The following is a 15,133-nucleotide window of genomic DNA, read 5'->3' as shown; positions in this document are numbered from 1 at the left end:
TTTAGATTTCACAAACAGGAGATTGTCTTACTCTTATTTTTACTGCACTTCCTTCACCGAATATTGAATTCATATATTTTTTGTATTCTTCAACTTTATTTACAGGTATTAAAGCCTGTATAGTTCCAGCAAATCCGCCTCCATGTACACGGCAAGCACCTTCATCTTTTAAGAAGTCTTTTGTTAGAGTAAGTCCTAAAGCTACTCCCATATTTTTTGAACTTGTAACAGAATAGCAGTTTTGTAAATACATAAAGCTTGAAAGTCCTGATTCATTCATAAGTTTTATATATGTATTTATATCATCTTTTTTAAGTGCATTTATTTGATTAATAACTCTTTCATTTTCCTCTAAAAAGTGATAAGCTCTCATTATAGCTCTGTCTCCAATTTCAGATCTTAATTTAGAAGCATTATCAATCAATTCTTTTTTAGTTATCTCTCTGCATACTTTTTTCCCGAAATAATTTGCAACAGCATTCATTTCTTCTCTTATAGCAGCATATTCATTTGTAAGTCCGCTATGATCTCCTTTAGCATCAACTATCATAAGAGCATAGCCTTTGCTTTCAAAATCATATTCAACTTTTTCTATTATAGGGTTATCATTATCTTTGAAGTCTATAGACATAATACCGCCTACAGAGCATCCCATTTGATCCATAAGTCCGCAAGGCTTTCCAAAATAAATATTTTCAGCATACTGCCCAATTTTTGCTATATCAACTTTGCTTATTTTATCTTCATTGTATAGGGCATCCTGTATTTCGCCAATCAAAGATTCAAAGCTAGCTGAACTGCTTAATCCGCTTCCTATAAGTACTTTATTATTTAAAGTTACTGTACATCCGCCTATATTGTATCCTTTGTTTTTTATTCCTGCGCAAACACCTCTTGTTAAGGCATTAGATTTTCCGTACTCATCTTTATTTATATTCAAGTCATTAATATCTATAATGTCAGGAGTATTAGAATAATCAGTATAAACAACTATTTTATTATCATCTCTTTTTGACACCACTGCCAACTTATCTAAATTTATAGAAGCTGTTAATACGCATCCATTATTATGGTCTGTATGATTACCTGAAAGTTCTGTTCTTCCTGAAGCACTGAACACATATATTTCCTGAGTCTTTTCTATACTTTCAAAATGTTTTATAGTATCGCTTAATCTGTTATATGCTTCAGATATACTATATGCATCATTTCCGTAAATAGAAGAAAATTTTTCATCCATCTTTTTTTCTTTTAAAAAGTCTTTTAATTGGCTGATATTATACATATTAAATCCTTAATTTTAATAATACTCTTATGATATACAATTATATTAATTTTGTCAAAGAAAAATACAAAAAATAAAAAACAAAAAATATTTACAATAATATTATAAATTTACTAAATATTTACTTAATATGTAAAAAAATAGAGGATTTTTAAAGATTTTAGTAAAAATTATTTACAAAAATATAGACTTTTTCAAAAAAATATCATATACTATTATTATAATAATTGAGTTATATATGGGGGTTATTATTTATGAAATTTATGCAAACTTTGAAATTTAAAATGCCTTTTACTATTATATCCTCTGTAGCTATAATGCTTTTAGTTCTTATGATAGTAATAATATCTGCTTCGGCAATATTTATGGAGAGAACTGCTATAAGCGGATTTATGGAAACCGCTGACGGATATAGAGATTTAGTTTCTATATGGATTGAAGATCAGGCAGATTTGACTTCTGTTATATCAAAAGAATCTGAATTTTTAGATTATTTTGAAAATCCTAATCAATATACATTATCTATAGCAAACGGTGAATTTAAAGAACTTCTAAAAGAATTAGAATCTCATTTCTCAGCTTTTGCTTTAATAGATTTAAATGGAAAAGTTGTTTTAGATACTGCTTCTAATGAACATTTGAATACTATAAGTCAAAAAACTATATGGAAAGAGCTTCAAAACAATAATTATAAATATGCTATTGAAGATGAGATTTATTTATCATCAGTTACAGGAAACTATGTTATAGGGGTTTTGGCTGGAGTATTTGATACTAATGCAAGACCTGCCGGAGTTTTATATGCTGAATTAAGATGGGATTCTTTTGTTCAAAAATATTTTTCTGAAATTACTATAGGAAAAACAGGTAATATATATATTGTTAATGAAGAAGGAAGAAGAGTGGCACATAAAGAAGTTAAAAAAGTTAATACTATATCTATAGGCTCTAAAAATGCATTATCTGCTGCAGCCTCACAAAGAAAAGGTGCTTTACATTATGAAGATGAAGGTAAAAAAATAATGGCTTTTTCAAGACTTGAAAATATAGATTGGATAATGTGTGTTACTATGCTTGACAGTGAATTTTTTGCTAATAAAAATACTTTAATAAAAATAACTATAGTTTTGAGTTTATTACTTCTTATTATTACATCATTTATAGTTATAGTTTATGTTAATAAAAATATATCAAGAGTATTATCAAGAATAGCAAGCGATTTGAATAGACTTGGAAACGGCGATTTAACTGTATCAGCACCAACTAAATTTTTGACTAACAAATATCAAAATCATGAATTTGGAATAATAGCTAATGGATTTAATAATACTATAGAAAAATTAAAAAATATAGTAAGCAATATAATTGATTCTTCTAATAATATAGAATTGACATCAAAAGAATTAGCAAGCGGAAATAACGATTTAGCTTTAAGAACTCAATCTCAATCATCATCATTAGAGCAAACTGCTAGTTCTATGGAGCAAATGGCTTCTACAATAAAAAATTCTGCAGAAAAATCTGTTATAGGAAATAATATGATGAATGATTCTAAAAAGTCTGTAGAAGAAGCAGGACTCATAATAGACAGTACAACAAGAAGTATGGAAGATGTTTATGAAGCAAGCAGAAAAATAACTAATATAACAAAATTAATAGAAGATATTGCTTTTCAAACTAATATATTAGCATTAAATGCATCAGTTGAAGCAGCACGTGCAGGAGAGCAGGGCAGAGGTTTCTCTGTTGTAGCTTCTGAAGTTAGAACTTTGGCACAGAATACTCAAACATCTGTTAAAGATATTACTTCTTTAATAGCCGATTCAGATGAGAAAATAAGAGTGGCAACAGAAGCAGCAAGAAAATCTCAGGAGATATTTATTGATATTAAAGATAAAATAGAAAATACAGCTAATATAATGCAGGATATTTCTACAACAGCAGTTGAACAGCAAAGCGGTGTTGATCAGGTTAATCAGGCAGTATTGAGAATGGATGCAAGCACGCAGGAAAATGCTAGCTTGGTTGAACAGTCAAAAGAAGCCAGCATAACTTTAAGCAGTGAAGCTCAGAAATTGATAGATGTTGTAAGTTATTTCAAATTATAATAATTTGTTGAAGTTAATAAAGTATTATCAAATAATTGATAATACTTTATTTTTTTAAAATATTATTGACATAATTACATATTATGTTATTATAATACAATAAAAAAAAGTTGATTATGTAGTATATGAAAAATAATCTCTAGTTAAATTCTCTCGAAAAGCGTTGAATATACTATAAATGATTGAAATGTATCAAAATTCTAATATTTGAAAATGTTGTTTTTTTTATTATTATATACCTAAAATCATGTATAATGTACTGTTTTTTTAAAAAATATTTTTTTTGTAACGCTTATATTTATTTTAACATGATAAGTATGTTTTTTAAATTATAATTAATTTAAAAACCGTATTTTTAAATTAATTATAATTATTTTTTTTAAAATATTATTGACATAATTATATATCATGATATTATATTATAATAAAAAAAAGTTGAGTATTTTTATGCCTAAACCGATTTTTAATACAACACAATCCCAAAAAATTGAAACTAATGTAAGCACCTCAAAAAAGAATGGATTAAAAGTTGATGAGAAAGTATTGAGAGAGAAACTTAGAAAAAAGAGATCTGATAAGTATATGGAAGCTATAAAAGCTTTGGATGCTGGAGATGTAATGATGTCTCAAAAACAAAAAGAGGAATTGCTCAGTACAATAAAGGAAGAATTTGCTGATGTTTCTTCTATTTTTGTAGCATCTAATTTAATCGGTGTATTAGGTAAATGTTATTTAGGGGATACTTATGATGTTCATACTTTAGATATTTCAGGTATCATGATAATAGAACATTATAAAAGCAATCAAAAATTACCTAATGGTTTTGAATCTGCAAGGTCTTTATGTCAGCATCCTCAATACGAATTTATAGAAGTTTATGAAAAGTTCATGATTGCTGTTATGAGTGATGGTTCAACAGCAGTAATATCAAAATAATTATTATGGGAGGTGTTTATTCATGTCTAATGATCGTTTAGTCTCAAGAGCTAATCTTTCCGCTATAGAAGCTAATTTGGCGGCTATATCTGAGAGGGTATATCATATCTCTTCTATTGTTAATAATGTTGATGATAGAGTTATTCAGGTTGATGGAAAAGTTGATAATTTTTATTCTGAATTTATAAATTTAAGAGATGAGTTTGAAGAATTTGTAGGAGAGTCAAGAAGAATAGCTGCTTTGGCAGATGCTAAACAAAGCATAATGATATTGAAGCAGGAAATAGAAGAAAATTTCGGATATTATGATGAAGTGAGAAGGCATACTGTTGGAATATTAAATGCTAATGATGTGGGTATTGTAAGAAAAGAAACTATGGCAAATGCTACTGAGGAACTTATGATGAAAGCTCCTAGGTATTGGCTTGCTCCTGCATTGATAGCTCTTTCTGCTTGGATATCTGATGATAGAGAATTGGCTGAAAAAGCTCTGAAAGAAGCAATTAGAAGAGATGATGAAAAAACAAGTTTGCTTTTCTGTTTGATTAGCAGAAGGGCAGGAAAATTCAATGGTGCTTTAACTTGGCTTGACAGATATTTTTCTATGCAGGATCCGTCAAAGATGGAGAGAAGAATAGTTGTTGTTTTAGATGCATTTGCGAGCGGTTTATTTGGTCCTGATGCTAAAGGTTTATGCTCTGAGAAAATTGCTTTTTGGATAGATGAACTTTCAAGTAAAAGCGGATTTATAGAGAATCAAAGAGAACAATGGAGCAATGCTTTATATGATCAAATAGTTGATTTAGATGATAAAGAATATCCTCTTTTGCAGGAGTATAGCGAAACTTGGCCTAAACTTAAAGAAGTAATTAATTGGGCATATAGTCATGAGGATATATATGATTATTTTTATGATATCTTTAATGCCGAAGTAAAAAATGTAGCTATGATATCAGATAAAATAGATGAGATATTAGATAATTTAGTAAATAATTATGATAATGAAGAATTACCTAAAAGAGCACTATTAAGAAAAAATGAACTTATTGTAGAAGAAGAGGGAGATACAGAAACTGCAGAAGAAAGATTTGATTCTGAGTTTCAGGCTTATGAAGAATACAGTGATTTTTCAGAACATCTTACAAATATAGCATTGTTTCCTGAGGCTACAGGGGCTCTCGTAGCCACACAGAAACTTGCTGTGTCTTTATCTAAAGATTGGATTATAGATGCATATACAGATTTAACAGCTAAAAGCAGAGCAGAAGTGCCAACAAATATAGATATAAGAATAAAAGATTGGCATGGTGTTACTCAGGACGGATCAAATGAAGAAGAACTCGTTCAGTCTTTAACAGAACATATTAATAGAGAGAGAACATACGAACTCAGCAAGAAAAAATGGATTCCAGCTTCTATTACAGTAGGTGTTATAGCTGTTATAGCTGCATTCTTACTAAGCAATTTACATATAATAGCATCTGTTGTTGTACTAGGATTGGCAGGATATAAGATATATAAATTAAACAAGGATTATAAAGATAGTATAAATAAGATCAATAGAGAATATGATGAATATTTAGAAAAATCTCTTACGGTTTTAAGAGGTATTTTGGCTGAAGTTGTGGATTACAGAAGTTTTTATGCAGAGAAGGACAGCGATTATAATAGGGTTATAGATTTCTTGAATAGTATATCTTCTGCAACATTAACAAATTAAAGTTTTTAAATGTGTAATTTATATTAAGGATTGTTTATGATTATTTTAGATGACAATGAAAAAGTTGATGGTTTAGAACCTATTGATGATAAAGATGAAAATCAAGAGGAGTCTGAAAATACTGATAACTATGATGATGTAAATGATGCTGAAAATTTAGAAGATGAAGAATATGATAATGATTCAGATGATGAAGATGTGGAAGATAGCGAAGACGATGATGATGACTATGACGAAGATGATGACTATGACGACGAAGAAGATGACGAGGAAGAAGAAACAGAAGAAGAAAATTCTGTAAATGATCAGATTATAATACAGCCTAGGGCAAGTCTTCTTAATTCTTATAATGATATGTCTGAAAGTTTTCCTAAATGGGATTTGATGCCTCCGGCTGTACCTATAAAAAGGGTAAGAAGAAAATAATTTAAGGAATATATTATGATAAAAGCTCCAAAAACATATTTTGAATGGACTAAAATTTTAGATACATTAAAAAGTTCATCTCCTTCAGATACTGAAATACTTGAAGCAATAAATAATGGTGTTATAGAATCTGGAAATTATGAGAGATTATTCACAAAGCTGCAAGAAACTATAGAGTATAGAATGAAAAAAGCAGATGAAAAATTTGACTCTATTACAGGTAAAACAACAAATATTGATATTTTATCTCCTGCATTAAACAATTTAAAAAGAGAATATACTTTTCTTTTGAAGATAGTTAAAGCACAGTCTATATTGAATGTGTCTAAGGAGTATTCTGATAAATTTGTAGAGTTTATAAAAAGTTCAGCTGATACAGTACAGCAGAGTTTAGAAGATTCCGCTGCTTCAGATAGAACAGGATTTTTAAAGAAGATAATAAAGAGTACTAGAGTAAATGATTTAGGAGTATAATATGAATTATAAAGAATGTAAAGAAAAATTAAAAAGATATTCCCTTGCTAGAATACCTTTTATTCCTTTTTATACAATAGAAAGACAAAGAGCATTAGATATTTTGAGAGAAACAGCTAAGGATCTTTCATTGCCTTTTTATGTTCATACATTATCAAAAGGTATGTATGATATAGTTACAGAAAAATCTGTTAATGATGATAAAACAGTTATAGGAGCTTTAGATTTTATAGCTGAACAAATAAATTTAAAGGCTAATTTAACTTTTATTTTTACAGATGTTTCAGAATTGGATGCAGATACAACTACTGCAAGATATATTTTTGATATAGTAAATTTAGCAGAAGAAAAAGGTGCTTCTATTATAGTTATTACTCAGGATACTGTATGGTCTAATTTACAGAGATTGGGTATGAGTTTAGATTTGGATTTGCCTTCAGAAGATGAGGTTTATGATATTATAGCAGAAAATATAGAACCTTATAAAAATAGCATAAAAGTTGATTGGGACGAAAATGATTATAGAGAAGCTGCTTTAACTCTTACAGGTATTACTAAAGTAGAAATACAGAATGTAATAGTTTCTTTGATAGCAAGCAGACATATAAAGAAAGCTGATTTGCTTGAATTAAAATTTGCAAAAGATAAATTATTTTCAGATATAAACGGTCTTGAAAAAATAGAAGTATCATCTGATATAGCAGATGTAGGAGGACTTGGAGGATTAAAGAATTGGCTTAATGATAAGAAGAAGCTTCAGGTATCAGAAAAGAGAGATGAATTAACAAAAAGAGGATTAAATCCGCCTAGAGGAATATTATTAGTAGGAGTACCTGGATGCGGAAAATCTCTTTCTGCTAAGGCGGTTGCTTCGTATTGGAATTTACCTCTTTATAGATTAGATTTTGCCACTGTTCAGGGACAGTATGTTGGTCAGAGTGAGCAGCAGCTTAAAGAAGCTTTTCAAACTGCTGAAAGAGTTTCCCCATGTGTTTTATGGATAGATGAAATAGAGAAGGGACTTTCAGGCGGCGGTTCTGATTCTTCAGGCGTTACAACTAGAATGATAGGTCAGTTTTTATTTTGGATGCAGGAATGCAAAAAGATGGTATTCGTTGTTGCAACTGCAAATGATGTATCCGAACTTCCTTCAGAGCTTTTAAGAAGAGGAAGATTTGATGAATTATTCTTTATAGATTTGCCTTCAGAAGAGGAGAGAAAAGATATTATTAATTTGTATTTAAAAAAATATTTGAATTCTTCTGTAGATGAAAATACATTAAAAGAACTTATTGAAATAACTGACGGCTTTACCGGTGCAGATTTAGAATCATCAATTAGAGATGTAGCGTATAGGGTTATTGCAAATGATGATCTTAAGTTTACAAGTGAGCTTATTATAAATGCACTTAAAAATGTTATTCCGCTTTCAAAGACTAGCCCTGAAAAAATAGAGTATATAAGAGATTGGGGAAGGGAAAGAGCCGTACCTGCTTCAAATATACCTATAGGCGGCAAAAACGATGATAATAAATTAGTAAGAAGGGTTTTGGTATAATATATTGTATATAAATAATGGGCTTGGTTATGTAAATCAGGCTCATTATTTAAATTGTATAATGCCTTTTTATTTCTTCCATAAAATCAGAACATATTATATTTTGTCTTTTGTTTTTTATTTCTATTTCAGCTTTTATTATCTTATTGTTTTGATTTTCGTTTATATTTGTGAGTAATTTTCCTGTTTCATCGCATATAAAACTTTTGCCTATGAAAGATGCTTCCATAATTGAATTTTTTTCTATACCTATGCGATTGCATAATACTAGAGGAGTTAAATTTTCTATTGCTCTTATTCTAGCTATTTCAAAAGTAGTATTAGAACCGAAATTAGCAAGTACGCATATCAAATTGCTTCCATTTAATATTTGTTTTCTTGATATTTCATTGAACCATAAATCAAAACATATTTGTACTGATATATTAATGCCGTTTATATTGAATATTAAATCAGCATTATTTATATCTCCAGAGTCAAAGAATTTCTTTTAAAAATCGGATAAATGTATTTTTCTGTATATGCCTTTAATATTTCCTTTATCTATTATCACAGCAGAATTATAAATTTTATCTTCAAACTTTTCAGCAAATCCTGCTATTATAGAAGTATTATATTCTTTTGAAATTTCAGATATACCATTTATAAATATACCGTCTTTTATATTTTCAGCTGTTTTACTTAATTCATCTCTATTTTCAAATAAATAACCATTAGAAGATAATTCAGGAAGTATTATCAAATCAGATTTTTCTTTAGTACTTATATTTTTTAAATGATTATTTATTATTTCTAGGTTTTTATACTTGTCTTTTTGTATATCGAATTCCAAGATACTAATCTTCATTATAGTCCTTGTATCCTTTTTCTTCTAGTAACTTTTTTGTTCTTTTATCCCAATTTTTATCATCGCTGACAACTGATATATATTTTAATCTTGGAGCTGTTTCTTTTGAAAGCATATCTATATTAAAGCATTTTATATTTTCTAATATTAAAGTTCTTATTCTAGGGTGATTTAATATTGCATCCATATTCTCAAGATTTCTTAGATTAGTTAAAATAACTTTTGTTAAATTTTCTAAATTACTTAAATCAGGAATTTCTTTTAGAGAAGGTATATTATTTAATTCCAAAGTTTTAAGTGTTTTCATTTCTGATAGAAAATTAAATGATCTTATATTTTTTCCTTTTTCAATATAAAGTTCTTCTAGTTCAGGAAGTTTTTTAGGAATTTCTTCTTCATGAGAAACTCCTGTGAGAACAGCTATTTTTTTTAGATTAGGATTCTTATCAAAAGATTCCATTCTAAATGTTCCGGCACCTATTTCTCTTATTGTGCTTTTCATAGATAAATAAACATCTTGTCTTAATGTAAGTCCATTTTCTATATAAACACTTTCCAAATTTTCTATATTATCAAGAGGCTTTAATTCCATATCTTTAGGTAAGTCGCCGTATAAATGTAAACTTCTCAAATTGATAAGTTTGGCAAATATAGAAATATTTTTTAAAGGATACTTTAGCGATGCATGATATATAAGATTTCTCATTTCAGGCAAAGCTGTAAGCAGATCATTACCGCTTATATAATTTTTATTACTTTCATTCTTTTCTGATGATAAATTAATAAAGAAATCTTGTCTAGTTTTTAGAAGTTCATTCAAAGCTGGTATATTATCTTTCTTTATACCTATATCATCCACAAAAAGAATATGTCTTTCCTTTGAAAGCCCCAAATCTAAAAGGGCTTGATTATCTAATTCAGATATTTTTATTTTCTTCATCATAATTATTTACCGTATAAAAAATATGCCATATTATAAAACAGGAGCTATAATTCTGCAAGCCGAATTTCTAAGTCTTACAAGCATAGGCTGTTTAGAATATTCCTCTATAGTTATTTTATGAGAATCGAGCATATCTTTTTTAAATATATCTTCAAATTTTTTAGCTATATCAATATCATATATAACAGCATTCATTTCGTAATGTAAATAAAAGCTTCTTATATCCATGTTGCAAGTACCGCATGATACTATTCTTCCGTCCATTACGCAGAATTTACTGTGCAAGAAACCTTTTTCATATAAATATATGTTTACGCCAGCATTGAGCAAAGTTTCAAAATATGTTTGAGCTACCCACCATGCGACCAATTTATCAGGATTTCCTGTTATCATAAGGTTTACATTTACTTCGGATAATGCAGCATTTTCTAAAGTTCTTAAAAATCCGTCATCAGGTACAAAGTAAGGACTTTCTATATAAATACTTTCTTTAGCTTCTTCTATCATTTTAGAATATACTTTTTGTATGCTATCCCATTTAGAGTCGGCACCTGAAGTTATTATCTGAACAGGCAGAAATTTATCTGTGAAAGACTGCGGAAATAAATCTTTTCTTATAATTGACACTTTTTCTTCGTTTAAATTTTTATCAGCATATTTTATTTTTTTGAAATGTTTATGTTTATTTTCTTCAATATTAAAAATTTCTAAATCTCTTCCTCCGGCATTATACCAATCGCATACGAAAACATTCTGTATAAGATTGCATGAATCCCCAACTATTCTCATATGAACATCTTTCCAAGAATTAAATCGTTTTCCTCCATCTATATATTCCTGCCCCATATTCATTCCGCCCATATATGCTACAACACCATCAACTACAACTATTTTTCTGTGATTTCTATAATTTACAAATCTAGTCCATAATATAGAAAAAGGGTCATGATAATATAAAAATTTTATTCCATTTGCTTTTAGTTCTTTTCTGTATTTTCTGCTTATTCTTTTTAATGATCCTACACCGTCAAAAATAAGCCTTATTTCAACGCCTTGTTTTGCTTTATTTATAAGTACATCTTTTATTCTATTACCAAGCTTATCGCTTCTCCATATAAAATATTCCATATGTATAGTTTTTTCTGCTAATTTTAAATCCTGAATTATAGCATCAAACAGTTTGTCGCCTTCATCAAATACATAAACTTCATTTTGAACTGTAATAGGGGAGTATCCGCTTTTTATTGCAAGCTTAACCAAATTTATATGCTTCCCATAATTACCCTGCATATTATCAAGTATTTTTATTTGTTCTTTAAGCAATGAAGAAAAATAATTTTTTATCATATCCTCTGGAAGTTTAGCAGAAATTTTCTTTTTTGATTTCTTCCAATCCATTCCAAGAAATATATAAAATATTACACCAATATAAGGCAAAAATACTAAAACTGTAAGCCAAGCTATAAATGAATATGGAGGTCTGTTTTCAAGCAGCATTTTTATAGCTATAGATACTACATACAAGAAGAATATAATTGTTAATATATAAAATACCATCTTCTACCAATTATTTAATAATTCTATTCATAGTTTATTTTCTTTATAATAAAATAGAAAATAATAAAAGTCAATTAATTAATATTAACATAATAATAAATTTTATTAAAATACTTGACAAAAATCATTAGTAGGGTAAAATATAATTACTTCCGAAAATATTTGTAATGAAGGGCGTTGGTTTTTGGCAGCAAAAACTGACACTCTTTTTTTATATTTAGGAAAATAATAAAAAACAGCATTTGTATGAATAATAATAAAACTAAACCTCAAAAACAAAAAGAATATGGCAGAGAGCCTAAGAAAAAGAAATTAAAAAATAAAGAAAAATCAAATAAAAAAATAGATAATAATATAATAGATGAAGCTTTATTGTTTAATGGTATAAAAGATGTTTTAGAGAAAAATAATATATATTTGCTTGATTTGAAAGTAAGAGCTATTTCTGATAATAAAAAAGTATATGCTGTTATTTTTAAGAAAAAAGAAAGTGTATCTCATACTCATTGTATAGAAACTACTAGAAAGATTCAGGATTGTATAAAGGCTAATGGTTATGATGAGGGAGATTATACTATAACTGTTTCTTCTGCCGGATTTAGGTGGAAATTCAATGACAGATATGAATTATTTGAAGATATGCCTATAAAAATAAAATATAGAAGCGGTGAAGAATTTATTACTGCTTATGCAATGCTTAAAAAGTCTGAAGATGATTACATTATAATAACTGTAACCGATGAAGATAATGTTATTAATGAAAAAAATATAAAAATATTAAAAAAAGATATCATAAAAGCAAGATTAAATTGTTAATATTTATATACTATAAACATGTTTAATAAAAAATAAAAAATGGAGAAGTCAAAATGTTTGAAAATGTTGGAACTTATTTACAGCAGCTTTCTGATGAAAAAGATATTAGTGTGGAGCTTTTAAAAGAAGTAATAGCATCCACTATGGAATTAGCTTTAAAGAAGAAATATGGTGATGATATAAAATTTCATATTCATTTTGACAATAAAAATAATCCTACTGTATACAAGGGTGCTAGTGTTGTAGAAGAAGTTAGAAATAAGAATAAAGAAATATCTTTAGAAGAGGCTAAGAAATTAGATCAGGATATTAATTTGGGTGATGAAGTTTTAATACTTGTTGATCAGGTAGAAGCATTCGGAAGAATAGAAAGTACAGTAGCAAGAACTGCATTTTTACAAAAAATTTCTGAATTAGAAAAAAATCTTATATATAATGAATTCAAAAGAAGAGAAAATCAGCTTGTAAACGGATATTTCCAAAGAGAACATAGAGGAACTATCTATATAAATTTAGGAAAGACAGAAGGAGAATTACAGAAGAAAGACCAATCTCCTAGAGAACATTATACTGTTGGAGATAGAATAAGAGCTTATATATATAAAGTTCAGGGCGGTAAAGATGAAAAAGGTAAAGATGTTCATACAAAAATATTGCTTACTAGAACAAAACCTGATTTCATAAAGAAACTTTTTGAATTAGAAATACCTGAAATTGCTGACGGTACTATAGAAATTAAAAATGTAGTAAGACAGCCAGGATTAAAAATAAAAGTTGCAGTTGCATCTAATAAGCCTGAAGTTGATCCTATAGGTGCTTGTATAGGTCAAAAAGGTATTCGTATACAGTCTATAATTAAAGAAATAGAAGGTGAAAAGATAGATGTTGTAAAATGGTCCAAAGATATAAGAGAGTATATTGCAGAAGCTATAACTCCAGCTAAGCCTATAAGAATTATCATTACAGACCCTGAAAAGAAAGAAGCTATGATTATTATACCTGATGAACAGCTTTCTCTTGCTTTGGGTAAAAGCGGTTATAATGTAAAATTGGCTTCTCAGCTTACAGGATATTATTTTGATATAAAAACAGAAACAGATATTAAAGAAAATCCTGAATTATTAAAAGATATAGTTCCTTTGAATCAAATATTCTCAGATACTGCAGAAGAAGTTCAAGCTGCTGATGAAGAATTAGAAACAGCAGAAGTATTTGAAAGTAACTTATATTCTTTACAGGGTATTGATGAAGCAATTATAAAAACTCTCATAGATAATAATATTAACTCTATAGAAGAATTATACAATATGTCTGTAGAAGAGGTTATGGAAAAAACTAATCTTGAAAAAGATGTTGTTGATAATTTAATGCTTGTGATGAAAGATGTTGTTGAGGTTGTGGAGGCTTCTGATGATGAATATGAAACTACTTCCGAAGAGGTTGTTGAAGAGATAGAAGTTTATGAATGTCCTAACTGCGGATCTAGCATTACAGAAGATATGACTAAATGTCCTAAATGCGGAATTGAGCTTTCTTTTGAATAATAGTAATAATAGAGTATATTTTTATGATATGTGAGGTTTGCGGAAGTAATAATTATACTGAAATCGGTATTATAAAAAATATATGGAAGAATCACAAAAAGGTTTATCAATGCAGTAATTGCGGGCTTTATTTTATAGATCAGCCCACTGATGAAGAAATATATCTTCTGTATAAGAATGAATATCATAATAATATAAAAAATAAATTATTTGAAAAAGCTAAAAGCAAAATGCGTTATGCTAGAAGCTTATCACAGTTTAATTTTGTAAATAAGTATATTGACTGTAAAAATAAAAAAGTATGTGAAATAGGTGCTTTTGATGGTTTATTATTGAGCATATTTAAAAAATATGGATGTGATGTTTACGGTTATGAACTCAATGATAATGCCAGACTTTATGCAAAAAATAAATATAATATTGATTTAAAACCTAATTTTTTAGAAAGTGAAGATAAATATGATATAATAATGCTTTCGCATGTTATAGAGCATTTTAAAAATCCATCTGAAATATTATTAAAAATTAAAAATATGCTTAAACCTAATGGATATTTATATATTGAAGTGCCTAATTCTCCTATGAAAGATCAATGCAGTTATGAAATGCTTATGAGATATTTATCTACTGAGCATATTGTAAATTTTAATAAGGATAATCTCATAAAATTTATAGAAAAATCAGGATTAAATATAATAGAATCTAATTACAGTAATTATAAAGTTCCTGTAAATAATGAAATGCTTAGAGCAAATATATTAGAGGGTAGTTTACCCAATATAAATAATATATGTTCTTTTTCTATTTTCGCATTAAAAATGCTCATTTCTCCAAAATCAATATTTATCGATTATAGTGATAATAATAACATATGGTCTTATGGAGAAAATATAAGAGTAATATCAAATCTTTAAAATTG

At 28.0% G+C, this 15,133-nt stretch carries 12 protein-coding genes and 1 pseudogene; 9 read left to right on the top strand and 4 right to left on the bottom strand.

What is annotated here, in order from left to right:
* Position 1: 1 nt before the first annotated feature.
* Positions 2 to 1,285, bottom strand: coding sequence for a galactokinase family protein (locus Q0K19_RS04680; protein WP_297245822.1), 1,284 nt, complete (start codon positions 1,283 to 1,285; stop codon positions 2 to 4).
* A gap of 254 nt (positions 1,286 to 1,539) precedes the next feature.
* Here Q0K19_RS04680 and Q0K19_RS04675 point away from each other — a divergent pair, with 254 nt between their 5' ends.
* The 6 genes from Q0K19_RS04675 to Q0K19_RS04650 all read left to right on the top strand — a co-directional run bounded on the left by Q0K19_RS04675 (position 1,540) and on the right by Q0K19_RS04650 (position 8,507).
* Positions 1,540 to 3,393 carry a methyl-accepting chemotaxis protein gene (locus Q0K19_RS04675; RefSeq protein ID WP_297245820.1) on the top strand — a complete coding sequence of 618 codons (1,854 nt, stop codon included), beginning with the start codon at positions 1,540 to 1,542 and terminating at the stop codon, positions 3,391 to 3,393.
* Positions 3,394 to 3,840: 447 nt separating this feature from the next.
* Positions 3,841 to 4,329 carry a hypothetical protein gene (locus tag Q0K19_RS04670; protein ID WP_297245818.1) on the top strand — a complete coding sequence of 163 codons (489 nt, stop codon included), beginning with the start codon at positions 3,841 to 3,843 and terminating at the stop codon, positions 4,327 to 4,329.
* Between the two features lie 22 nt (positions 4,330 to 4,351).
* Complete coding sequence (locus tag Q0K19_RS04665; RefSeq protein ID WP_297245817.1) at positions 4,352 to 6,049, top strand: hypothetical protein; 1,698 nt, start codon at positions 4,352 to 4,354, stop codon at positions 6,047 to 6,049.
* 36 nt (positions 6,050 to 6,085) lie between these two features.
* Complete coding sequence (locus Q0K19_RS04660) at positions 6,086 to 6,475, top strand: hypothetical protein (RefSeq protein ID WP_297245815.1); 390 nt, start codon at positions 6,086 to 6,088, stop codon at positions 6,473 to 6,475.
* Positions 6,476 to 6,490: 15 nt separating this feature from the next.
* A complete protein-coding gene (locus Q0K19_RS04655) occupies positions 6,491 to 6,949 on the top strand; it encodes a hypothetical protein (protein WP_297245813.1) in 459 nt (152 codons plus the stop codon).
* A 1-nt stretch (position 6,950) separates the two neighbouring features.
* Complete coding sequence (locus Q0K19_RS04650; protein WP_297245811.1) at positions 6,951 to 8,507, top strand: AAA family ATPase; 1,557 nt, start codon at positions 6,951 to 6,953, stop codon at positions 8,505 to 8,507.
* Between the two features lie 49 nt (positions 8,508 to 8,556).
* Here Q0K19_RS04650 and Q0K19_RS04645 read toward each other — a convergent pair.
* The 3 genes and pseudogenes from Q0K19_RS04645 to Q0K19_RS04635 form a co-directional block, all read right to left on the bottom strand.
* Positions 8,557 to 9,354 (bottom strand): annotated as a pseudogene (locus tag Q0K19_RS04645) (carbon-nitrogen hydrolase family protein).
* Complete coding sequence (locus Q0K19_RS04640) at positions 9,344 to 10,297, bottom strand: hypothetical protein (protein ID WP_297245809.1); 954 nt, start codon at positions 10,295 to 10,297, stop codon at positions 9,344 to 9,346. Before Q0K19_RS04640 ends, Q0K19_RS04645 begins: the two are co-directional and overlap by 11 nt.
* A 30-nt stretch (positions 10,298 to 10,327) precedes the next feature.
* On the bottom strand, positions 10,328 to 11,854 hold the full coding sequence (locus Q0K19_RS04635) for a phospholipase D-like domain-containing protein (protein WP_297245808.1): 1,527 nt from the start codon (positions 11,852 to 11,854) through the stop codon (positions 10,328 to 10,330).
* Between the two features lie 246 nt (positions 11,855 to 12,100).
* Between Q0K19_RS04635 and Q0K19_RS04630 the strand changes: the two genes are divergently transcribed.
* The 3 genes from Q0K19_RS04630 to Q0K19_RS04620 are packed head-to-tail and all read left to right on the top strand — an operon-like array spanning position 12,101 to position 15,128.
* Entirely contained in the window at positions 12,101 to 12,670 is a 570-nt protein-coding gene (locus Q0K19_RS04630; protein ID WP_297245806.1) for a ribosome assembly cofactor RimP, read from the top strand.
* A gap of 53 nt (positions 12,671 to 12,723) precedes the next feature.
* Positions 12,724 to 14,214 carry a transcription termination factor NusA gene (gene nusA / locus Q0K19_RS04625; RefSeq protein WP_297245804.1) on the top strand — a complete coding sequence of 497 codons (1,491 nt, stop codon included), beginning with the start codon at positions 12,724 to 12,726 and terminating at the stop codon, positions 14,212 to 14,214.
* A 23-nt stretch (positions 14,215 to 14,237) separates the two neighbouring features.
* Positions 14,238 to 15,128, top strand: a complete 891-nt coding sequence (locus Q0K19_RS04620; RefSeq protein WP_297245802.1) for a class I SAM-dependent methyltransferase — start codon at positions 14,238 to 14,240, stop codon at positions 15,126 to 15,128.
* The last annotated feature ends 5 nt before the right edge of the window (positions 15,129 to 15,133 follow it).

Origin of the sequence: uncultured Brachyspira sp. (assembly GCF_944393015.1) — a bacterium.
Taxonomy (GTDB): domain Bacteria; phylum Spirochaetota; class Brachyspiria; order Brachyspirales; family Brachyspiraceae; genus Brachyspira.
The sequence above is the reverse complement of the archived record's forward strand: the minus strand, read 5'-3'. Positions and strand labels throughout refer to the sequence as shown.